Origin of the sequence: Sodalis sp. RH24 (genome assembly GCF_047324145.1) — a bacterium.
In the GTDB taxonomy this organism is placed as follows: Bacteria; Pseudomonadota; Gammaproteobacteria; order Enterobacterales; family Enterobacteriaceae; genus Acerihabitans.
In genome coordinates this window covers 1,769,287-1,789,572 of the sequence record NZ_CP178729.1, presented here as the reverse complement: position 1 = coordinate 1,789,572, position 20,286 = coordinate 1,769,287, and the positions used below count along the sequence as shown (strand labels likewise).

The 20,286-nt window shown below is 56.2% G+C and carries 21 protein-coding genes and 1 tRNA gene; 10 read left to right on the top strand and 12 right to left on the bottom strand.

What is annotated here, in order from left to right; translation table 11 throughout:
* Positions 1–34: 34 nt before the first annotated feature.
* From pqiA to rmf, 4 genes are all read left to right on the top strand, one after another.
* On the top strand, positions 35–1,306 hold the full coding sequence (gene pqiA, locus ACL2XG_RS08290; RefSeq protein WP_410015879.1) for a membrane integrity-associated transporter subunit PqiA: 1,272 nt from the start codon (positions 35–37) through the stop codon (positions 1,304–1,306).
* Entirely contained in the window at positions 1,293–2,933 is a 1,641-nt protein-coding gene (gene pqiB / locus ACL2XG_RS08285; RefSeq protein ID WP_410015878.1) for an intermembrane transport protein PqiB, read from the top strand. The genes pqiA and pqiB overlap by 14 nt, the downstream gene beginning before the upstream one ends.
* Positions 2,933–3,502 carry a membrane integrity-associated transporter subunit PqiC gene (gene pqiC / locus ACL2XG_RS08280; RefSeq protein ID WP_413723416.1) on the top strand — a complete coding sequence of 190 codons (570 nt, stop codon included), beginning with the start codon at positions 2,933–2,935 and terminating at the stop codon, positions 3,500–3,502. Before pqiB ends, pqiC begins: the two co-directional genes overlap by 1 nt.
* A 266-nt stretch (positions 3,503–3,768) precedes the next feature.
* A complete protein-coding gene (gene rmf / locus ACL2XG_RS08275) occupies positions 3,769–3,936 on the top strand; it encodes a ribosome modulation factor (RefSeq protein WP_162364658.1) in 168 nt (55 codons plus the stop codon).
* Between the two features lie 58 nt (positions 3,937–3,994).
* On the opposite strand, the gene fabA is transcribed toward rmf, so the two are convergent.
* Both fabA and ACL2XG_RS08265 read right to left on the bottom strand, forming a co-directional pair.
* Entirely contained in the window at positions 3,995–4,513 is a 519-nt protein-coding gene (gene fabA, locus ACL2XG_RS08270; RefSeq protein WP_410015877.1) for a bifunctional 3-hydroxydecanoyl-ACP dehydratase/trans-2-decenoyl-ACP isomerase, read from the bottom strand.
* 64 nt (positions 4,514–4,577) lie between these two features.
* Positions 4,578–6,329 (bottom strand): AAA family ATPase, encoded by a 1,752-nt coding sequence (locus ACL2XG_RS08265; RefSeq protein ID WP_413722402.1) that lies wholly within the window; start codon positions 6,327–6,329, stop codon positions 4,578–4,580.
* Positions 6,330–6,538: 209 nt separating this feature from the next.
* Between ACL2XG_RS08265 and matP the strand changes: the two genes are divergently transcribed.
* Positions 6,539–6,994 carry a macrodomain Ter protein MatP gene (matP, locus tag ACL2XG_RS08260; RefSeq protein WP_410015875.1) on the top strand — a complete coding sequence of 152 codons (456 nt, stop codon included), beginning with the start codon at positions 6,539–6,541 and terminating at the stop codon, positions 6,992–6,994.
* Between the two features lie 70 nt (positions 6,995–7,064).
* On the opposite strand, the gene ompA is transcribed toward matP, so the two are convergent.
* Both ompA and sulA read right to left on the bottom strand, forming a co-directional pair.
* Positions 7,065–8,147, bottom strand: coding sequence for a porin OmpA (gene ompA, locus ACL2XG_RS08255; RefSeq protein ID WP_410016588.1), 1,083 nt, complete (start codon positions 8,145–8,147; stop codon positions 7,065–7,067).
* A gap of 351 nt (positions 8,148–8,498) precedes the next feature.
* Positions 8,499–9,005, bottom strand: a complete 507-nt coding sequence (gene sulA, locus ACL2XG_RS08250) for an SOS-induced cell division inhibitor SulA (protein ID WP_410015874.1) — start codon at positions 9,003–9,005, stop codon at positions 8,499–8,501.
* 209 nt (positions 9,006–9,214) lie between these two features.
* Here sulA and ACL2XG_RS08245 point away from each other — a divergent pair, with 209 nt between their 5' ends.
* Positions 9,215–9,820 carry a TfoX/Sxy family DNA transformation protein gene (locus ACL2XG_RS08245; protein WP_410015873.1) on the top strand — a complete coding sequence of 202 codons (606 nt, stop codon included), beginning with the start codon at positions 9,215–9,217 and terminating at the stop codon, positions 9,818–9,820.
* A 43-nt stretch (positions 9,821–9,863) separates the two neighbouring features.
* Here ACL2XG_RS08245 and yccS read toward each other — a convergent pair whose 3' ends face one another.
* Both yccS and ACL2XG_RS08235 read right to left on the bottom strand, forming a co-directional pair.
* Positions 9,864–11,981 (bottom strand): YccS family putative transporter, encoded by a 2,118-nt coding sequence (yccS, locus tag ACL2XG_RS08240; protein ID WP_410015872.1) that lies wholly within the window; start codon positions 11,979–11,981, stop codon positions 9,864–9,866.
* Positions 11,982–12,013: 32 nt separating this feature from the next.
* The gene (locus tag ACL2XG_RS08235) at positions 12,014–12,460 is read right to left on the bottom strand and encodes a YccF domain-containing protein (RefSeq protein WP_410015871.1); all 447 of its coding nucleotides are present in this window, start codon (positions 12,458–12,460) and stop codon (positions 12,014–12,016) included.
* A gap of 157 nt (positions 12,461–12,617) precedes the next feature.
* Here ACL2XG_RS08235 and helD point away from each other — a divergent pair, with 157 nt between their 5' ends.
* On the top strand, positions 12,618–14,672 hold the full coding sequence (helD, locus tag ACL2XG_RS08230) for a DNA helicase IV (protein WP_413722403.1): 2,055 nt from the start codon (positions 12,618–12,620) through the stop codon (positions 14,670–14,672).
* A 47-nt stretch (positions 14,673–14,719) separates the two neighbouring features.
* On the opposite strand, the gene ACL2XG_RS08225 is transcribed toward helD, so the two are convergent.
* Both ACL2XG_RS08225 and ACL2XG_RS08220 read right to left on the bottom strand, forming a co-directional pair.
* The gene (locus tag ACL2XG_RS08225; protein WP_410015869.1) at positions 14,720–15,178 is read right to left on the bottom strand and encodes a methylglyoxal synthase; all 459 of its coding nucleotides are present in this window, start codon (positions 15,176–15,178) and stop codon (positions 14,720–14,722) included.
* A gap of 179 nt (positions 15,179–15,357) precedes the next feature.
* Positions 15,358–15,840, bottom strand: a complete 483-nt coding sequence (locus ACL2XG_RS08220; RefSeq protein WP_413722404.1) for a DUF2057 family protein — start codon at positions 15,838–15,840, stop codon at positions 15,358–15,360.
* Between the two features lie 177 nt (positions 15,841–16,017).
* Between ACL2XG_RS08220 and ACL2XG_RS08215 the strand changes: the two genes are divergently transcribed.
* The gene (locus tag ACL2XG_RS08215; protein ID WP_410015867.1) at positions 16,018–16,431 is read left to right on the top strand and encodes a CoA-binding protein; all 414 of its coding nucleotides are present in this window, start codon (positions 16,018–16,020) and stop codon (positions 16,429–16,431) included.
* 108 nt (positions 16,432–16,539) lie between these two features.
* Here the strand turns inward: ACL2XG_RS08215 and hspQ are convergent, their stop codons facing one another.
* Positions 16,540–16,857, bottom strand: a complete 318-nt coding sequence (gene hspQ, locus ACL2XG_RS08210) for a heat shock protein HspQ (RefSeq protein ID WP_162364646.1) — start codon at positions 16,855–16,857, stop codon at positions 16,540–16,542.
* 160 nt (positions 16,858–17,017) lie between these two features.
* On the bottom strand, positions 17,018–18,208 hold the full coding sequence (rlmI, locus tag ACL2XG_RS08205; protein WP_413723417.1) for a 23S rRNA (cytosine(1962)-C(5))-methyltransferase RlmI: 1,191 nt from the start codon (positions 18,206–18,208) through the stop codon (positions 17,018–17,020).
* 89 nt (positions 18,209–18,297) lie between these two features.
* On the opposite strand from rlmI, the gene yccX reads away from it, so the two are divergent.
* Positions 18,298–18,576 carry an acylphosphatase gene (gene yccX, locus ACL2XG_RS08200; protein ID WP_410016586.1) on the top strand — a complete coding sequence of 93 codons (279 nt, stop codon included), beginning with the start codon at positions 18,298–18,300 and terminating at the stop codon, positions 18,574–18,576.
* Between the two features lies 1 nt (position 18,577).
* Here the strand turns inward: yccX and ACL2XG_RS08195 are convergent, their stop codons facing one another.
* The gene (locus ACL2XG_RS08195) at positions 18,578–18,904 is read right to left on the bottom strand and encodes a TusE/DsrC/DsvC family sulfur relay protein (RefSeq protein ID WP_410015866.1); all 327 of its coding nucleotides are present in this window, start codon (positions 18,902–18,904) and stop codon (positions 18,578–18,580) included.
* A 111-nt stretch (positions 18,905–19,015) separates the two neighbouring features.
* A complete protein-coding gene (gene yccA, locus ACL2XG_RS08190) occupies positions 19,016–19,675 on the bottom strand; it encodes an FtsH protease modulator YccA (protein WP_413722405.1) in 660 nt (219 codons plus the stop codon).
* Positions 19,676–19,917: 242 nt separating this feature from the next.
* On the opposite strand from yccA, the gene ACL2XG_RS08185 reads away from it, so the two are divergent.
* Positions 19,918–20,005: transfer RNA gene (locus ACL2XG_RS08185), tRNA-Ser, on the top strand.
* Positions 20,006–20,286: the final 281 nt, after the last annotated feature.

The following is a 20,286-nucleotide window of genomic DNA, read 5'->3' as shown; positions in this document are numbered from 1 at the left end:
CGCCAAACGGCATCGGTGCTATGAGGAGAAATGCATGTGTTCTGCCGTCCATCACCCTAAGTACGTGCTTTGTCCGCATTGCGATCTCCTGGTGGCCCTGCCGGAATTGACCGACGGCCAGAAAGGCGTCTGTCCCCGCTGCGGCAATACCCTGATAAGCCGCTGGTCCAACCCGCGCCTCCAGCCGGTGATGTTTGCCATCAGCGCGCTGATAATGCTGGTGCTGGCCAATTTATTTCCTTTCGTCAATATGAAGGTGTCGGGCATCGGACGTCAGATTACCCTGCCGCAAATTCCCGGGATCATGGTGGCGGATCATTTCGCCAGCCTGGCCAGCCTGTTCCTGTTGTTTGTCCAGCTCATCCCCGCGGTATGCATGGTCGCCATCATCCTCCTGTGCCTTGGGTTTCCCCTGTCGTTTCGTCTGAAGGCTTTCCTGGCCAAGTCGCTGTTCGCCCTGCGCGCCTGGGGCATGGCGGAAATTTTTCTGGCGGGCGTGCTGGTCAGTTTTGTCAAGCTGATGGCCTACGGCGATATCGGCGTAGGCATCAGCTTTCTGCCGTTTTGCCTGTTCTGCCTGCTGCAGCAGCGGGCATTCCAATGCATCGATCAGCGTTGGCTATGGGATAACATCATGCCGGCGGTGTCGCCGGTGACCAGGGTGCGCCCGGGGGTCGGCGGCCTGGCGCAGGGGATCCGCGCGTGCAGCTGCTGCACCCTGATCCTGCCCGCCGGACAGCGTACCTGCCCGCGCTGCCGTACCCGTGAGCACGCCAGGCGGCATAACAGCCTGCAGTGGACCATGGCGCTGCTGGTGACCTCCATCATGCTGTATATCCCGGCTAATATCCTGCCGATCATGATAACCGAAGGCTTGGGCAGCAAACTTAACTCGACGATTATCGCCGGGGTGATCATCTTGTGGGATGACGGTTCCTATCCGGTGGCGATGGTGATTTTTATCGCCAGTATCATGGTGCCGACCCTGAAAATGATCGCCCTGGCCTGGCTGTGCTGGGATGCGCGCGCGGACAGAGGCCGGCGCGACAGCGAGCGGATGCATTTTCTCTATGAAATCGTCGAATTTGTCGGCCGCTGGTCGATGATTGATGTCTTTGTGATCGCGGTGCTGTCCGGGCTGGTGAGGATGGGGCAGTTAATGAGTATTACACCGGGCATCGGCGCGGTGTTATTTGCCATGGTGGTGATGATAACCATGTTTGCCGCGCAGATGTTCGACCCGCGTCTTATCTGGGATCGGACCGAAAGTAAAAACCAAAAGGAGTCTTCCGTTGACGGACAATAAGTACGACGTCGCCCAGGTGGAGAAAATCAAGCGCTGGTCGCCGGTATGGATCATTCCGATCGTGACGGTGTTGATAGGCGCGTGGATCCTCTATTACCACTTCAGTCACCAGGGTAAGGTCATTACCCTGACCACCACCAGCGCGGAAGGTATCGAGGCCGGCAAAACCGCCATCAAAAGCCGCAGCGTCGACGTCGGCATGGTGGAAAGCGTGGTGCTAAGCGATAACCTGCAGCAGGTGGAAATCAAAGCCCGCATCAATAACGGCATGGAAAAGCTGTTGCGCCGCGATTCCGCGTTCTGGGTCGTCAAGCCACAGATTGGCCGCGAGGGAATCTCCGGCCTGGGAACCCTGTTGTCCGGGGCCTATATCCAGCTGCAGCCCGGCGCCAACGCCGAGGACGCCGACACCTTTAATCTGCTTGACTCGCCGCCGCTGGCCTCGCCGGATGCCAAGGGTATTCGCGTCGAGCTCGACAGCGACCAGTCCGGGCAGCTCAATGCCGGCGATCCGGTGCTGTTCCGCGGCTTCAGGGTCGGCACGGTACAAACCAGCTACTTCGATCCGCAACAGCGCAAAATGCGCTACCAGCTGTTTATCAGCGCGCCCTACGACAGCCTGGTAACCACCAATGTGCGTTTTTGGAAAGACAGCGGCGTGGCTTTTGATATGTCCGCCCAGGGAATGCGGGTGGAGATGGGGTCGCTGACCACCCTGTTCAGCGGCGGCGTGAGTTTTGACGTACCCACCGGCTGGGATCTGGGCGATCGCGCGACTGAACACCAGTCCTTCCAGCTGTTTGATAATAAGAACAGCATCTCTGATTCGCTGTATACGGTGCATAAGGATTATCTGCTGTTCTTCAATGATTCCGTCCGCGGCCTGCAGCCTGGCGCGCCGGTCGAGTTTCGCGGCATCCGCCTGGGCACCGTCGCCCAGGTGCCGTTCCTTGAGACGGCGATCAAGCAGGCTATCGATGATAATTACCAGATACCGGTGCTGATCCGCATTGAACCAGACCGCCTGGCCGGCAAACTGGGCGACAAATTTGATATTAATTCCCGCATCAAGGAAGCCGGCGAGCACGGGCTGCGCGCCTCGTTAAAAAGCGCCAGCCTGCTGACCGGCTCGCTGTTCGTCGATCTTGATTTTTATCCGCAGGCCAAGCCCTGGGACGGCGAGAAAGTCGTTAACGGTTATCCGGTGCTGCCGACCACCAGCGGCGGCCTGGCGCAAATCCAGCAGAAGCTGATGCTGACTCTTGATAAGATCAATAGCCTGCCGCTCAACCCGATGATTAGTGAAGCCACCAGTACCCTGGCGCAAAGCCAGAGTACCCTGCGCGAGCTGCAAAAGACGCTGAAATCGGTGAACCAGATTACCGGTAGCCAGTCGATGCAGCAATTGCCGCAGGATATGCAGCGTACCTTGCGCGAACTGAACAGCAGCATGAGAGGGTTCCAGCCCGGTTCCCCGGCCTACAATAAAATGGTGGATAATATGCAACGACTCGATCAGGTTCTGCGGGAACTGCAGCCGGTATTGCGCACGCTGAACAACAAGAGCAACGCGCTGGTGTTCGAGGCCGATAGCGGCAAAGATCCGAAGCCGAAGAGGGCGAAATGATGAGAAAAGGGATTCTGCTGGCGCTGGCGTTATTGCTGGCCGCCTGCGGCGGCAACAGCGACAAGCATTATTACCAACTGCCGGTCGCGGCCCAGGACAACGCCGGGCAGGGACTGCCGTCCACCGGCGTCACGCGGCATATATGGCTCTCCCGGGTTAACGTGTCGGATTATCTGGCCGGCAGCGGCGTAGTCTACCAGCAAAGCGACGTGCGCTACGTCACCGCCAGCAATAACCTGTGGGCCAGTCCGCTGGAGCAGCAATTGCAGCAAACCATGATCGCCCATTTAAGCAATCGGCTTCCCGGCGTGCTGGTGTCCGCAAGCCAGGGGCAGGGAGATCAGGATACGCTGGAATTCAATGTCACCGGTTTTCACGGCCGTTACGACGGGCGGGCGGTTATTCAGGGCGAGTGGGTATTGACGCATAATAGCCAGGTGACCCGCCACCCGTTCATCCTGACGCTGAAACAGGACCAGGACGGCTATGACGCCCTGGTCAGGACCTTGGCGCAGGGCTGGCAGCAAATCGGCCAGGAAGCGGCCGCACAAATTTCCCGGCTGCCTTAATAACAAAACGTTCTAAAACCAAAACGCGCCTCGGCAGGTTAAGATTCCTTAACTCTCCAGGCGCGCAGTTCAGCCGATTTTCAGTAGCTTAAGCTGCCTGTAACCGCCAACCTTTTAGGCAAAATGTGCCCATTATGCATTTTTGGTATGACGCTTTTGTGAAATGCTGCGTTGATTTCTTACTCTTTTATCGCTAAAGATAAAGGGTAATTGCAGAAATGTGATTACCGTTTTCTTTCCACCAAACAAGATGAGGGAAACACGGCATGAAGAGACAAAAACGAGATCGCCTTGAACGCGCACATTCACGTGGTTATCAAGCGGGATTATCCGGACGCTCAAGTGAGATATGTCCTTTTCAGTCCCTGGATGCACGGTCTCACTGGTTGGGAGGTTGGCGAAAAGCCATGGAGGACAGGTCGGTGACGTTGTAAGCCACTTGTCAGCAAAGGAATTGACCTCCGCTTTCGCGGAGGTTTCATATCCAGGCGCTTAGAATGCGCCGGTATCTTTAAACAGACCGACTTTCAAATCGCTTGCGGTGTATATAACCTGACCATCGCACAGCAGCTCGCCATCCGCAAGACCCATCACCAGGCGACGGTTCACTACCCGACGGAAATGAATACGATAAGTGACCCGCTTAGCGCTGGGCAGCACCTGGCCGGTAAATTTCACTTCGCCCACGCCTAAGGCGCGGCCTTTGCCTTCACCGCCCAGCCAGCCGAGGTAAAATCCCACCAACTGCCACATGGCGTCGAGCCCCAGGCAGCCGGGCATCACCGGGTCGCCGATAAAATGGCAACCGAAGAACCACATATCGGGATGGATATCCAATTCTGCTTCGACGTAACCTTTATTATGGCTGCCGCCGTCTTCGGTCATTTTAACCACGCGGTCCATCATCAGCATGTTTCCCGCGGGAAGCGGCGGGCCTTCTTTACCGAATAATTCCCCGCGGCTACAGGCAAGCAGGTCTTCTTTTGTATATGAGTCGCGTTTATCTACCATGTTATCCAAACCTTTATTAATGAATCACGCACATTAACCAACATCCTTACCCGGGACAAGTCCATCAGCTCTGATTGAACCAGTTAAGCCAGCGGAATCCCCAGGGTAAACGCAGGCGTTCGTGCTGATTAATATAAGCGATGCGCTCGCGTATTGAAGCAATCAGATTGGGCTTCTGCTCGTGATCGTAGGGGATCCCGGTCAGCAACTCCAACGCCTCATCAATGGTCTCCACCGGCCAGATATGGAATTGCTCATTCCGCACCGCTTCGACCAATTCTTCATGCAGACACAGATGGCGCACATTGGCGGCGGGAATAATCACGCCGTGCGAACCATCAAGCCCGCGGCTCTCGCACAGGGCAAAGAAACCTTCGATTTTTTCATTCACGCCGCCGATGGGCTGGACGCGGCCAAACTGATCCACGGATCCGGTAACGGCAATCTGCTGCACTATCGGTTTGCCGGACAGGGCGCTTATCAGGGCGCTCAATTCCGCCAGCGACGCGCTGTCGCCGTCCACTTCACCGTAGGATTGCTCAAACACCAGCGACGCGGAGAAGGGCAACTGCTGGTCCAGTTCCAGGGACGCCATCAGGAAGGCCTGCATGATCATCATGCCTTTGGCATGAAGATTGCCGCCGAGCTCGGCCTTACGTTCAACATCGTTAATTTCGCCGTCGCCGAGATGGACTACGCAGCTGATGCGCGAGGGCTCGCCAAACGGCAGGGGATGGCCCGGGAAATCCAGCACCGACAGCGCATTGACCTGGCCGACCATGGCGCCCTCGGTTTCAACCATGATCTGTCCTTCCGATATCTCATCCTGCATGCGCTCGGTAAGATAACTTTCACGCCAGATCCGGGTCCGGTTGCTGTTATACAGGGCCTCGGCGGTGATGGCTCCCTGCTCGCTATACAGCACCGCTTCCCTGAAACGCCGGGTCAGCCAATGCGGGCAAAGCGGCAGTTGGTACTGATCGCCGCTGTAGCGCACCGCCTGCCTGACCATTTCCGGCCAGGCGTCAGGGGTCAGCTGCGGCAGCGCCAGGGTGCGCAGCAGGCTGTTGACGTAGGCGCACCAGTTCTGCATATCCTCGGCCGCCAGGATCTTTACGTCGGACTCAAATTCGGCATACAACGCCAGTTTGGTCAGATCGGGTTCCAGATCGTTCAGGTCGGCCAGCGACTCGCGATCGCCAATGATCACCAGGCGCAGATCGAGCGGCATCGACGGTATGGACACCGGCAGCGGACGGGTTTCGTCCAATGCCAGCCAGTCGAAACGCTGCTGCAATATCATCTGCTTGAGACGCAGCCACATTAACGGCTGGCTGGCCAGGGCCTTGGCGCCCAGCACCAGCACCCCGCCATTGGCTTCATGCATCTTGCCCGGCTGCAGATCAAGTACGTCGCGGTAGCACCTGACGCAGCCGAATAACTGCTCATGTTCAATCCAGGGCTGGTACAGCCCCCTGGCGCGCCCGGCAAAATTATCGTCGCGCCGGGTGGCGGGCTGCACTGTCACGCCATTACCCGTAATGACATACCGGCTGCCGATAACGCTTTCGCCCTGGGGCAGCAGCTGTTTAACCGTCTCGGTGATTAACTGGAAATATTCCTCATCTTCCTGCGCGGTAAGCAGCAGAAAACGGCTCGGCGAGCGGGAGTGGCAAAATTGCGTCAGGCCGTCCATCAAACGAGGCTGCAGCACATCCATGGGTGCTGGCAGTGGCTGGGAGGGTTGGGCAAACACCGCTTCGAAAGGCGAAAGCTCGGGAATTAAATATTTCCATTCTAATTGTTTAATGGTCAAGGTAATCGGTAACGTCGCTAAACAGGGAAACGGGGATTATACAAGAATTCCCCTCTCCGAGTCTCACGCATCTTGCATTCATCGGCGATTCAGGGAAACTTGTCGCCGTGTATGATTAAAAAATAGGCGGAATGAAACGAATGTTAGAAATTTTACGCGCGGAACTGCTATTATTGGTCTAACGTTACACGGTCACGGGTGGGCGATATATGAAATACCAGCAGCTTGAAAATCTGGAAACCGGATGGAAATGGACCTATCTGGTAAAAAAACATCGTGAAGGTGAACGAATCACCCGGCATGAAGAAAATAGCGCGGCGGAGGAAGCGGTCGCCACCTTGATGCTTTATGAGCATCAACCGGACAACATCGTTCTCTGGATCCGGGAGAATATGAATCCTGCGCTCGACAACCGGATGAAGCAGACGATACGGGCAAGACGCAAACGTCATTTCAACGCCGAGCATCAGCATACGCGCAAAAAATCCATCGACCTGGAATACCTGGTATGGCAACGGTTGGCGGCCCTGGCGCAGCGGCGGGGTAAAACCCTCTCGGAAACCATTGTTAACCTGCTGGAAGATGCCGAGCGTAAAGAGAAATACGCCACGCAGATGTCTTCCCTGAAAGAAGATTTGAAAGCCATCCTGGGTGAAGAGGGCTAGCGGGGAAATAGGGTGGGACGGACAATAAAAAACCCCGCCAGGCGGGGTTTTTTTATGAAGCTGACAACACTTAAGCCTGCGGCTGTGTTACCACTTCTTTGATACCTTTCACTTCGATTTCTACGCGACGATCCGGTGCCAGGCAGTTGATCAACGCTGCACGCGGTTTCACGTTATCGCAAGTATTGCCGGTGACGGGGTTAGATTCGCCCATGCCACGTGCGGAAATCTTGTCGGAAGGGATACCCTTGGATACCAGGTAGGTCACTACGCTTTGCGCACGAGCCTGAGACAGTTTCTGGTTGTATTGTTCAGAACCGATACGGTCGGTATAGCCCAGAACGACAACAGAACCGTCTTTAGGATCCATCGAGCTCAGCTGGGAATACAGCTGATCCAGAGCCTGCTGGCCTTCAGGTTTCAACTGAGATTTGTTGAAGCCGAACAGCACGTCGGAACGCAGGGTAAAGTGTTTGGTCTGGACAACAGGAGCCGGTGCAGCGGCAGGAGCCGGTGCAGGAGCGGCAACTTCATCTTGACCGAAACGGTAGGAAACACCTACGCTCACGAGAGCATTGTCAGGACGGGCGCCAACGGTACCGGCATCACCGATATTGTTGGTCCACTGGTATTCCAGACGGGTTGCCCAGTTTTTGGTTACTGCGTATTCAAGACCTGCAGCCGCCAACGGAGAAACGCCAGTGTCGTTGTCGCTCAGACGACCACCGGCTCCATTAGCATAGTTAGCTTTGGAGTCAGCACGCCATACCATACCACCCAGACGGGTATAGATATCCAGGTCATCGTTAAGCGGGTAGCTCAGTTTAGTGGTCAACTGAATGCCCTGGGCTTTAAATGCACCGTTATCAACGCTGCCTTTATAGGCCATACGACCCAGCCAGTCATAACCCAGTTCAAACCCTAAGTAAGGGTTAGCCTGGTAACCAACAAAAGCACCTGCGCCGATTTGATCGTTGCGGGTTGGGCCATTGCCGATGCGGCTGTCATAACCGTTACCGTAGAACCCGGTATCGTGATACTGGGACCAGCCCAGTTTACCACCGGTGTACCAGGTGTTGTCTTTCGGAGCGGCTTGCGCTACGGTCGCGAAACCCGCCAGTGCCACTGCAAGTGCGATAGCTGTCTTTTTCATTTTTTGCGCCTCGTTATCATCCAAATAGGCAATGAGCTCTTAAAGCTAATTTAAATATTCCATTGCCAGTGTCCATGCTCTGGGTTTGTACATCGCCCTTAAAAGGCGTTATAGAGCAGCCCTGGCGAATTAAAGTCTACAACGAAGTAGGAAACTTACAAGTAAGATGTAGTAAGCCGCTAATAAAAAACAGCGTTTCATATAGGCTTTATTGATGATAGGGACGAAAAAAGTGATATCGCTTTAGGCGCCGTTGCGGGCGGGGAACCGCGTATATACTGGATTGTTCTGAGTTACAGGGGCGGAAATCACAAGATGCGACGCCCCTAATGAGATTAATCTTAAATTTACTTAATGATACAAAGTAGAATGAATCTTTAAGCCTGAAAACTGTCCAGATTTCCGGCAAACCTCATTTTGCGGGTACATGATGAACCCATAAGTGCCGCCATGCTGCGCTGCGTCACGCAGGCGAATTTTCTCATCCGCCGTCAATTCCGTCGGAAACCAGCCCAAAATGACGCTGTAATTCCCCGTCCAGAGTGCTTTCTCCATGGCGGCGACGGTATCGAACGCGGTGCGATGGCGCAACTGCACCATTTTTTCCAGGGGCAGGCCCGACTGTTCAAGCCAGGGGCGGCTCAATCTGCGAGACGACGTAAGCCAGAGCAGCCAGCGCGACTGCGTGCCCAGCAGACGCAGCAACGGCAACAGAATATTCCCCACAACCGGCTGATCCTCGAAATAAACCACTTCGCTGATAAAACCCTGCTCCGGACGGGCCGTCGTGCTGTCGATCGGCTGTTCACCCTGGCTTGGCTGCGTCCGAGAAGAATTGGCATGGTATTGAGTCTGCATTTTGTGTCCGCCCCTGTGTCACTGTATAAAAACACAGTATAGAGGTTTGGCGCGAAAATCAATCAAAAATTTAATGACCTTCGCAGAATTGCCACTTAATGATCGTCGCGCCGAGATTAAGTTGAAAACCGCTGGGAAAATACCGTATTTTTATGGGCTGTTGCGAATTTTGAGTAAGGAATCTCGCGGTCCACAACAAGGAGAAGTTCATGGAAGTACTACATAAATGCCGCATTGCACAGGCTAAAAACTGCTTTTCTCCCTTGGGTGATATTTCCACCCGTTCACAGTTCGGCGGGTACAGCATCGCCGCCGATAAAATCATGTTCGGCCTGATTCTGGACGGCGAACTGTACCTGCGCGGCACCCGGCAAAGCGAGCATATCTACCTCGGGCAGGGAATGAGCCGGCTGATTTATACCAAACGGGGCCTGCCGGTGGCGCTTAACTATTATCACGTCGATGAACGCCTGTGGGAAGACGTACACACGCTGCTGGACCTGGCGCGCCGCGCCATCGACGAGGCCAGGCAGGAAACGCGCATCAAGGCGGCCAGCTTGCGGTTAAAGGATTTGCCCAATATCGGGCAGGGTATCGAGCGCCTGTTATGGAAGGCCGGTATCAGGGATATCGATGCCTTGCGCTATTACGGCGCCAAAAGCAGCTATTTGAAACTGCGTAAAATCAAGCGGAACCTGGGCGTCACCGTGCTGCTCGCGCTGGAAGGGGCATTGTCAGGGCGCCACTATGCCGCGTTGCCCCAGGTGCAGCGCAGCGAGCTTCTGGACTGGTTTTCGCGGCTCCCCTGCCGCTAGCCGCCGGTTAATGCATGCCGCCCGGCGGCGGCATGCGGCGCCGTCACTGTTTTTCTATGTGCTGTTTACGCTCAATCAGTTCCGGCAGCAAATCAAGCAACAGGCTGATTTGCTGCAAAACCAGCTGTTCCCTGGCTTCCGGGTCCGGCAACAGCCGCTGGATGCGCGCGATAAGCCGTTCCCGTTCCTGTTCCACCCGCTGCGCGAAATGCTCCTGGCATTGCAGCGCGTCGTCCACATAACAGACGGCATCGTCCAGCACCGCCATCAGCGCCGGGTCAACAATGCGCTCCCGGTGCGCGCCAAGCGTCGAGATGTAGCTCAGCAGGGTGTGATTCAGGCACAACAGGCGAAACGCCGACTCCAGCAGCTCGCTGCGGGTTCTCGGCTCCGCCGCCATATTGGATACCACCGAGGCCAGCTCCGCGTCGCGGTTATGGGCATCCCGCCGCGCTACGCGGTATTCCAGGCGGTTATCCCTGCCCTGATGATACTGCACCAGAATGGCGTCAAGGTAGCGGCAGTTGGCCGCGAGGCTGTTGTTCACCACCACCGGCAGGCGGCGAAAACGCCAGTCCGGCCAGATAAAGCTGACCGCGGCCCAGGCGATGGCGCAGCCGACAAAGGTGTCGAACACCCGCGGCACCGCCACATCGAATCCCTCGCCCAGCAGGTTAAAACACAGCATCACCAGCAGGGTGATAAACATGGTCGCCTGGGCATATTGCACGTTGCGAAAGGCAAAAAACAGCGTACCGCTGACCACGATCAGGATCAGTTGACCTTCGATGGACGGGACAAAATAGAGGATCGGCAGGCCGATAAGGATACCCGCCAGCGTGCCGATTATCCTTAACGCCAGCCGGCGACGCGTCGCCTGGTAGTTGGGTTGGCAGACGAACAGGCTGGTCAGCAGGATCCAATAGCCGTAACGCATCCCGCTGAGCTGGATAAAGGCATAACCGACGCACAGCACCAGCGACATGCGCACGGCATGGCGAAACAGCGCCGAGTCCGGGCTCAGGTTGCGGCTGATGCGCATGCGGATATCGCTCCAGCCGGTCAGCTTATCGTCGGCCAGATTGTTCTCTTCCGGGCTGTTGCGGGCAACCGCCTGTTCCGACTCAATGGTGGACAACTGCGCGTCGATAGCGCGCAGGTTGTTCAGCAGATGTTTCAGCGCTTTTATCTGGCTGGGCGCCACGACACGGCCGATGGCGGCATCCAGATGACTGAAGGCGCGTTCGAAACGGCTGTCGTGCTGGTAAGTCTGGTGCAGCAGGATCGATTGTGATAGGGCTTCGCAGGCGCGGGCCTGCATCGCCAGCAGCCGCTGGAAGCGGAATAGCACGTCGCTGTAACGCAGCTGTTCGCGCAATTGCCGGTATTGCACATGGGACGAACTGGCCCGTTCATGAATATCCTGGGCCACAAAATAATAATGCAGCGTACGGCGGGTGCCGCGCTGGCCGCGATCGCCGCGCAGCCGGGTCAGCAGCGACGCTTTGGTTTGATTCAGCGCCTGCACCAGATTGCCGTTCGCCATCGCCACCTCGATAAGCGCGTCGTCGTCGTCTTCGGTATCCGGGTCGAACAGGTTGGCCTTGGCATCAAGATAGTGCGCCAGGTGGCTATAACAACGGGCCAGGTTATCCTGCAATGGCCGGATGGGAAACAGCAGATGGCCGAACAAGGTCAGCAGGTTGTACCAGATGGCGCCCGTCAGCAGTAACGCCGGCTGCAGATACCAGGTCTGGTACATGGCGGCCCCCAGCATGGTATACACGGCGATCAAGAGCGCGCCGAACGCGATGGTGGCGTAACGCTGTCCGAGTGCGCCCAAAAGAATAAAACCGCAGGTGGAGCCGGCCAGGCCGATACCGAATAGCCAGGGATAAGGGAACAACAGTTCAATGGATACCGCGGCGATGAAAAAACTCACCAGGGTGATAAGCAGATTGCGCAGCCGGCCGCTTAGGCGATCGTCGAGATCCGCCAGCGCCGCGGCAACCACGCCAAGGGTAAGGGGAATGGTGAGCGTGGCCATATCCAGCCACCACGGCAGCGCCGCCGCGCCGCTCAACGCAATAAAAATCCGCAGGTTGTAGCGCCAGCGGCTGCTGAAGGCAAAACGCCGCAAGCCCGGTGCAAATGTCAGCACACTGTATCCCACACTCTATCCTTATGATGGCTTCAACGGTAGAAACGGCGGTCCGGATGCGCACGCAACTGCTCAGCAAGCTCGACGGGAACCACACGGCGTCCCACCGGCCATAGGGCGATAACGGCCAGCTTAAAATTGGCGATGCCCGGGGGAATGCCGATAATCGTCAGGCATTGCGCAATGCCGGTAAGAATATGCGACAGGCACAACCACCAGCCGAACAGGACAAACCACACCACGTTAAGCAGCGTGCCGCCCGATGACAGTACCGCGCTGCGGTTTTCCGGGTAAAGTTCATCCACATGCACGGCGGTATTGCCGAAAGGCAGCAGGGAGAGTTTGGTTATCTCCCAGCAGGAGCGGGTAAAAGGCAAGCTGAAGATCAGCACCACGCTGAGCACGGTGGCCAGAAGCCACGCCAGCGTGGTAAAAAAACCACCTAAAACAAAGTTCAGAATATTAAGTAAAGTACGCATAGTCCCCAAAGTGTCAATTCACAATTCTGTTATTAAAACCGTTTATCCCGACAGGATAACGGTTATTCTACCCTGATTTCCAGGCTGGAGCAGAACAAGTTAAAATGGGTACACTACGTCCCGACGCATAAACGATACGGAACCCGGGCATACCTTTATGGAACTGAAATCCACCTCGTTCGGCAAGCACCTCGCCCAGCATCCCTACAACCGGGTGCGGCTGCTCCATGCCGGCGTCGAGGTCAGCGGCGATAAGCATCAATACCTGATTCCTTTCAACCAAATCGTCGCCATCCATTGCAAGCGGGGTATCGTCTGGGGAGAACTGGAGTTTGTGCTGCCGCAGGACAAGGTGGTGCGCCTGCATGGCACCGAATGGCAGGAGACGCAGCGCTTTCACCATTATCTGCAGAAGGCCTGGCAGGAATGGAGCCGCGAGATGAGCGGCATCTGCGCCACCGTCCTGCATCAGCAGATCACCGCCATCGAGCAGGCGACCTCCCGGGACAGCTGGTTTGCGCTGCATCAACTGGCGGCTTTGCAGGAAAGTATTCGTGAAGCCTTCGCCGCGTTGCCGCTGCCGGTAACGCGCCTGGATGAGTTTGAACCCTGCCGCGCGTCTTATCACCGCTGTCTGGCGTGGCTGGAGCAGGGGCCGGCAATGGTGGCGCAGCGCAACCAGCAGTGGAGCGAAAAAATGCTGATAGCGCATCAGGATTTTTTCAATACCGTGGAAAGCTCGCCGCTGAACCTTGCCCAAAGCCGCGCCGTCATCAATGGCGAAAACGCGTTATTGGTATTGGCAGGGGCGGGCAGCGGCAAAACCTCGGTGCTGGTGGCGCGCGCCGGTTGGCTGTTGCGGCGTCAAGAAGCGTTGCCGGAACAGATCCTGATGCTGGCATTCGGCCGGCAGGCGGCGCGGGAAATGGACGAGCGCATCCGGTCGCGATTGCAGGTTGACGGGGTCAAGGCCTGGACTTTCCATGCCCTGGCGTTGTTTATCATCCGCCAGGGCAGTAAAAAAGCCCCGGTGGTAAGCGCATTGGAAACCGATACCCTGGCGCGGCGCAAATTACTGGTCGCCCATTGGCGTGAACAGTGCGCGCAGAAAAAGGCGCAGGCGAAAGGATGGCGGCAATGGATCGCCGATGAACTCGGTTGGGAAATTCCCGCAGACGATTTTTGGCACGATGAGCGCCTGGCGCAGCGCCTGGCGGTGCGGATAGAGCGCTGGATAGGCTTGTTGCGCATGCACGGCGGCAGCCAGGCGCAAATGATTGAACAGGCGCCGGAAGAGATCCGCGATCTGTTTACCAAACGTGTCCGGCTGCTGGCGCCGCTGTTAAAGGCCTGGAAGCAGGCGCTCAAGGACGAGGGCGCGGTTGATTTTTCCGGCCTGATACACCAGGCGGTGGATATTTTGCAAAAAGGCCGCTTTATCAGTCCCTGGAAACATATCCTGGTGGATGAGTACCAGGATATCTCGCCCCAGCGCGCGCGACTGCTGGACGCGCTGTATCAGCAAAACCGCAGGACGTCCCTGTTTGCCGTCGGCGACGACTGGCAGTCCATCTATCGGTTCAGCGGCGCCGAGCTTGCCCTGACCACGTCCTTTGGCGAGCGCTTTGGCGCAGGCGCGCTGTGCGCGCTGGATACGACCTACCGTTTTAACCAACGTATCGGCGAAGTGGCCAATGCGTTTGTGCTGCAAAATCCCCATCAGTTGAAAAAACCGCTTAACAGCCTTGCCAAGGGGACCAAAAAATCGGTGATGATTCTGCCGGGCGACGCCCTGGATGCGCTGCTGGACAAGCTCAGCGGCTACGCGCGCCCCGATGAGCGGATCCTGGTGCTGGCCCGTTACCACTATCTGCGCCCGGCGCAGCTGGATAAAGCCGCCACCCGCTGGCCGACGCTGAATCTTGATTTCATGACCATCCACGGCAGCAAAGGGCAGCAGGCGCAGTATGTGATTATCCTGGGATTGGCGCAAGGTAAGGACGGCTTCCCCGCGCCGGCGCGGGAATCTGTGATTGAACAGGCGCTGTTGCCGCTGCCGGAAGATTTTCCCGACGCCGAGGAACGCCGCCTGTTATATGTCGCCCTGACCCGGGCAAAAGAGCAAGTATGGCTGCTGGCGGATAATGAACATCCGTCGCCCTTTATCGATGAGCTGGCGCGCCTGGGCGTGCCGAAGGCCAAAAAACCCTAACCGTGGGGCCAGGGGCGCCCGGCTGGGGGATGGCCCTGGCCCGTGCCTTATTGTAAACGTTCCGTCAGGTAACGCTGGTAATCCGGGATCTCAATAGTGATTTCCCCGCTGAAGAGTGCCGAGCTGATAAGCAGGTCGGCGGTGGAGCGGTTGGTGGCGACCGGGATATTCCACACCGTGGCCAGGCGCAGCAGCGCTTTAACGTCCGGGTCGTGGGGCACGGCGTTCAGCGGGTCCCAGAAAAAGATCAGCACATCGATTTTCCCTTCCGAAATCAGCGCGCCCACTTGCTGGTCGCCCCCCATTGGGCCGCTGAGCATACTGTGCACCGGCAGGCCGGTGTTGCGCTGCACCAGGTTGCCGGTGGTCCCCGTAGCGTAAAGAATATGCTGCGCCAGCAGATCCTTATTGATTTCCACCCAGTTCAGCAGCGACTGTTTACAGTGATCGTGCGCCACCAACGCAATATGCTTACGTACGGCGATGGTGCGGTTAATTGACTCCATTTCCTGTCCCTTCAATAGAATAGTCTGTCTATAGACTACTGAAACTCCGTTTCACTGCAAAGCGGTAAACCGGCATTACGATAAAATAAACCCCGGCCCGGATATATCGTGCCGGACCGGCCTTGGGCGCGCCCGGGGCCAGGGGAAGGCAACCTTATCCCCGGTTAGCGCCAATGGCGTTACGGGGACGCGTCCGGCTGCGGCTCCCGGTTAAGATTGTAACCACGCAGGGCGTCCAGCAATGCCTCCCGATCGGCGATAAGACGGCTGAACGTGGCATCGATGGCGTCACCGTTCTGATCAATCAGCCGCATTAGCGGCTGGCGGCTGAAACGGTCGCATTGCTCGGGTGTGGCCAGGGGCGGCAGTTGGAAGGTTAATTGCCGGGCATTGCGGGTGTGGAACTGGACAACAATATAAGGTGAGGTATAGGCATGCCGGCTTGCCGTGGCCGCAGACCCCCGGTCGCTGACGGTGAGCACCAGTTGATGGCGGCCCCGCGCCAGCTCCAGGCTGTCGGCGCCCCGCAGCAGCGTGCTGCCAATGGGCGAGCCGTCGACAATCAATAACTCAATCTCCGCGGGCAAACGCAGCGTCGTCGCCAGGACCGGGAAAACGGCAAACAGGCCGATCCCGAGAACGAGGGCGATCAGGAAACGCATTCTCTCTCCTTACTACAGCGCTGGCTTCATGAAGCGGAACTGATTAGCGGATAATAATGTTTTTGTATCATTTAGTCACAAATAATTTTATTTTGAAATCATTATACCGGTTCGTTTTATCAAAATTTTTGTGCCTTGGTATACACTTAACTCAATAAATGCAACCGGAGAAGCCTCATGACCGATAGTGATATTGCCGATATTCTGACTTCTGTAAAGACTATTGCCTTGGTGGGCGCCAGTGATAATCCCGCCCGGGCCAGCCACGGCGTCATGGCGTATTTACTCCAGCAGGGATATCAGGTGTTCCCGGTTAACCCGGCGCTTGCCGGCGGGGAAATCCTGGGTCAAAAGGTCTTCGGCAGCCTGGCGGAGATTCCGGTCAAGGTGGATATGGTGGATGTGTTCCGGCGTTCGGAAGCGGTCTATGATCTGACCCAGGAAGCCATCGCCATTGACGCCAAGGTACTCTGGATGCAATTGGGCGTGATTAACGAGCAGGCGGCGGTGCTGGCGAAGAATGTCGGCATGAAGGTGGTGATGGATCGCTGCCCGAAAATTGAAATCCCGCGCCTGGGATTGGCAAAATAGACACCGGTTTTTTCAGCGCCATGGATTGTGCGGCTGCTTGCAGCGCAGCACCGCCTGTAAGCGGCTGACTGCGGCAACGGCGGGCGGGGCCCGCCGCAAGCCGCTGGGTCAGTTTCTCAGCCGGGGCGCCTGGAGCTGTTGGCGGATAGATTCCGCCAGATCGTCCAGGGTGGGCTGTTCGGGATGTACCGGCGTCGCCTCGTACCCCAACTGGATTTCAGCCAGGTAGGTATGGACCGGCTTTCCTTCCTCGTCCTCCATAACCACATGGTACCAGGGCGCGGAACGCAGCTTATCGTCAGCCGCAATTTCATCCAGAGAAGGTTTTTCCAATGAGTATTCAGGATCGACATCGATGACAACGCCTAAATATCCCAATAACTTATGACGAACCTGTTGTCCGATTCCAAATTTGCTGGCTATCATATCAATCCCCCGCGATGTAGTACCTGCGCGGCATAGTGTAGCGTTCTCAACAATGCCGCGAAATGCGCCCGGTATGGCGTCATGGTAAGTGCCTAAATACCGCCTTATCTTAAATATGGGGGATAAGTGGGCGATTTCAAGGGGGGACGCGCTAACGCCATCAAATGACGCGACAGGCAAATCCTTTCAAATAGAGTCCTTCAGGGTAGGGCGCCATGACCGGATGGTCGGCCGCCTGGCGAAACTGCTCGATAAACTGCATATCCCGGTGGGCATCCAGCGCGGCGTCGGCGATGATTTTCTGGAACAGATCGGTGGTCATCAGGCCGGAACAGGAAAAGGTTAATAAAATGCCTTCCGGCGCCAGTAATTGCATAGCCAGCATATTAATATCTTTATAACCGCGACAGGCGCTGGCCAGCTGGTTTTTATTTTCAACGAATTTGGGCGGGTCCATGATGATCATATCGAATTGCCGTCCCTCCTCGCGATATTTACGCAGCAGCTGAAACACATCTTCACGGACAAATTCGGCTTTATCCACATCAAGATGGTTGAGTTCAATATTGCTTTTAGCGATATCCAGCACGTGTTGGGACGTATCGACGCTGGTGACCTGCAGGCAGTCCCCCAGCAGTACCGACACCGAAAAGGCCCCGGTATAGGAAAAACAATTTAATACCCGCCGGCCGGCGGCATATTTACGTGCGGCCAGGCGGCTATCACGCTGATCAAGATAAAAACCGGTTTTATGTCCCTGGGTGATATCCACCAGGATCGCCATATCATGCTCGCGAATGGCCAGCAGTTCCGGCGGCGTTTCGCCGACAATCACCCCGCTGGCTAATTCGAGGCCCTCTTTTTTTCGTACCGAGACATCGGAACGATCGTAAATAGCGCAATCGGGGTAACAACGTTGCAGCGCCAGCGTTAGCGTCGGCCGGTGATACTCCGCGCCGGCCGACAGCAGCTGCAATACAAAAAAACGGCCGTAGCGATCGATGGTAATGCCCGGCAGGCCGTCGGATTCGCCGGCTATCAGCCGATAAGCATCCAGCCCATCCCTGGCGGCCAGCCTGGTGCGAAAATCCTGGGCGACGTTCAGGCGGCGGACAAAAAACTCGACATCGATTTCTTCGTCGGCGACAAACGTCCAGACGCGGGCGCGGATTTGCGAGGATGGCGAGTACGCCGCCCGGGCCAGCCAGTTACCCTTATCATCACAGATATCGATGGTTTCGCCAGACTGGGGTTTCCCTTCCAGGCGGTGAACGGCGCCGGAGAAAATCCAGGGGTGGCGGCGGAGCAGTGATTTTTCACGGCCTTTGGCCAGGAAAAGACGTTTTGTCATCATAAGGTATACTAAACCTGAGAAATGGAGCGCCATTTTGCGAATAAGCGCAGTCAATTGCAAACATTAGCCGACGCGAGGGGGAAATGATGGACAAGGTATGTACCGCCGTTTACGTCTATGGTGTAGTGCAGGGCGTAGGATTTCGCTACTCAACCCAGCATCAGGCAAGACAACTGGGTCTCTCGGGTTATGCCCGCAATCAGGACGACGGCGGCGTCGAAGTCATGGTCTGCGGTGAACCGGCGCAGGTGGAAAAACTGCTGGCGTGGTTAAAACAGGGAGGGCCGCGCGGCGCGCAGATCGAGCGTATCCTGACCGAACCGAAAAACGCCGTCGATTTTAACGGATTCCAAATCCGTCATTGATTCAGATGCAGTTGACCGGTTTAGGCAATCCGGCGATTTTGGTTGCCTGCTTGGCCGGCCCCTGCGGAAATAACCGGTACAGGTAGCGGCTATTGCCTTTCTCTTCACCGTATTTCTGCCCCATGGCTTTGACCAGCATCCGGATGGCGGGGGAGGTATTATATTGCAAGTAGAAGTCGCGCACGAAATGAATCACCTGCCAATGGGCTTCCGTCATCTCGATGTGTTCCCGCAAGGCAATCTCCCTCGCCAGCGCCTCATGCCAATCCGCGCTGTTTTTCAAATAACCCTGCGTATCGGTCGCTATTTCCACGCCATTAAACTGCATCACATCTTCCCGTTATCAATAAACGATTGCGCATCCATAATAACAAATTTTGTTCTGTTGAAAAACAAAACCCCGCCGAAGCGGGGTATCGGGAAGGGGCCGTGCCAGCGGTCAATTATTGCGCATAATGCCAAGAATGCTCAGCAGGCTGACGAAAATATTGTACAGCGAGACATACAGGCCCACCGTCGCACGGATATAGTTGGTTTCGCCGCCGTGGATGATATTGCTGGTTTCCCATAAAATGGCACCCGACGAAAACAGGATAAACAGCACGCTTATCGCCAGGGACAACGCCGGAATTTGCAGGAACAGATTGGCGATTACCGCCACCAATAGCACCACGAATCCCGCCATCATCATGCCCGACAGGAACGACATATCCTTGCGGGTGGTCAGGACATAAGCGGAACAGGCAAAAAAGACCAGCGCGGTGCCGCCCAGCGCCACCATGATCACGTCGCCGGCGCCCGAGCTAAGAAGCATGCTCAGCAAGGGACCCAGCGCATAACCCAGGAAACCGGTAAACGCGAAAGCCGCCACGATTCCCGCCGGGCTGTTAGCCAAGCGGTAGGTCAGGAACATCAGGCCATAAAACCCGACCATCATCAGGATAAGACCCGGCGCGGGTAATTGCAGCAATGTGCTGGCGGTGGCCGTCAATGCCGAAAAGCCCAACGTCAACGACAGCAGGAAATAAGTATTACGCAGCACTTTGTGTGTGCTTAATAGCGAATGCTCACGCGAGTTTGTCGCGACCAAACGATCCATGGGATAGCCTCTTAGGGTGTATTGACAGGTATTCGATTGTTAGATTAATAGGTTGCCGGCGCCCGGCAAAATCGTTTTACCCTTCTTTACGCTGCGGACGCGGGCGGCGGCGGCTTACCGCCCGGCGATGAGTCAACAGACTATAAAATACTCTCCCGCATCATTATGGATGAAATTTCAAGCGATTGGATCAAAACGCGCTTTACAACAGAAACGACTCTGTTTATAGTTCGCCTCGTTGCGGAGGAGTGGCCGAGTGGTTGAAGGCACCGGTCTTGAAAACCGGCGACGCGCAAGCGTTCTAGAGTTCGAATCTCTACTCCTCCGCCATCTTTCCCTGTATTTCCCGCCCCATCCCAAACACTATCCCAATACAATACCAGGCAGTCCAGCCTCCTGCGGCGCAATACTTATTTTCCGGACTTACCATGCGTCTTTGTCCGGCGCTAGGCGTTGTTATGGTAATCAAGGGGGATGGCATGCGTCTTTATGGTGCACAGGCACGATGCAAACGGGCTGCAACCCTGCCGTCCCGTCCGGAGAAGCGCGCTAAAAGAAGACAGTGTTCGCCATAACTTATTCTTATTTAACTGTAAACTTTGCTTAATGGT

Bases quoted from the DNA above. Each gene is read 5' to 3' on its own strand.
- pqiA (WP_410015879.1), top strand. From the start codon at position 35: ATGTGTTCTGCCGTCCATCACCCTAAGTACGTGCTTTGTCCGCATTGC.
- pqiC (WP_413723416.1), top strand. From the start codon at position 2,933: ATGAGAAAAGGGATTCTGCTGGCGCTGGCGTTATTGCTGGCCGCCTGC.
- rmf (WP_162364658.1), top strand. From the start codon at position 3,769: ATGAAGAGACAAAAACGAGATCGCCTTGAACGCGCACATTCACGTGGT.
- fabA (WP_410015877.1), bottom strand. From the start codon at position 4,513: ATGGTAGATAAACGCGACTCATATACAAAAGAAGACCTGCTTGCCTGT.
- matP (WP_410015875.1), top strand. From the start codon at position 6,539: ATGAAATACCAGCAGCTTGAAAATCTGGAAACCGGATGGAAATGGACC.
- ompA (WP_410016588.1), bottom strand. From the start codon at position 8,147: ATGAAAAAGACAGCTATCGCACTTGCAGTGGCACTGGCGGGTTTCGCG.
- sulA (WP_410015874.1), bottom strand. From the start codon at position 9,005: ATGCAGACTCAATACCATGCCAATTCTTCTCGGACGCAGCCAAGCCAG.
- ACL2XG_RS08245 (WP_410015873.1), top strand. From the start codon at position 9,215: ATGGAAGTACTACATAAATGCCGCATTGCACAGGCTAAAAACTGCTTT.
- ACL2XG_RS08235 (WP_410015871.1), bottom strand. From the start codon at position 12,460: ATGCGTACTTTACTTAATATTCTGAACTTTGTTTTAGGTGGTTTTTTT.
- helD (WP_413722403.1), top strand. From the start codon at position 12,618: ATGGAACTGAAATCCACCTCGTTCGGCAAGCACCTCGCCCAGCATCCC.
- ACL2XG_RS08225 (WP_410015869.1), bottom strand. From the start codon at position 15,178: ATGGAGTCAATTAACCGCACCATCGCCGTACGTAAGCATATTGCGTTG.
- ACL2XG_RS08220 (WP_413722404.1), bottom strand. From the start codon at position 15,840: ATGCGTTTCCTGATCGCCCTCGTTCTCGGGATCGGCCTGTTTGCCGTT.
- ACL2XG_RS08215 (WP_410015867.1), top strand. From the start codon at position 16,018: ATGACCGATAGTGATATTGCCGATATTCTGACTTCTGTAAAGACTATT.
- hspQ (WP_162364646.1), bottom strand. From the start codon at position 16,857: ATGATAGCCAGCAAATTTGGAATCGGACAACAGGTTCGTCATAAGTTA.
- rlmI (WP_413723417.1), bottom strand. From the start codon at position 18,208: ATGACAAAACGTCTTTTCCTGGCCAAAGGCCGTGAAAAATCACTGCTC.
- yccX (WP_410016586.1), top strand. From the start codon at position 18,298: ATGGACAAGGTATGTACCGCCGTTTACGTCTATGGTGTAGTGCAGGGC.
- ACL2XG_RS08195 (WP_410015866.1), bottom strand. From the start codon at position 18,904: ATGCAGTTTAATGGCGTGGAAATAGCGACCGATACGCAGGGTTATTTG.
- yccA (WP_413722405.1), bottom strand. From the start codon at position 19,675: ATGGATCGTTTGGTCGCGACAAACTCGCGTGAGCATTCGCTATTAAGC.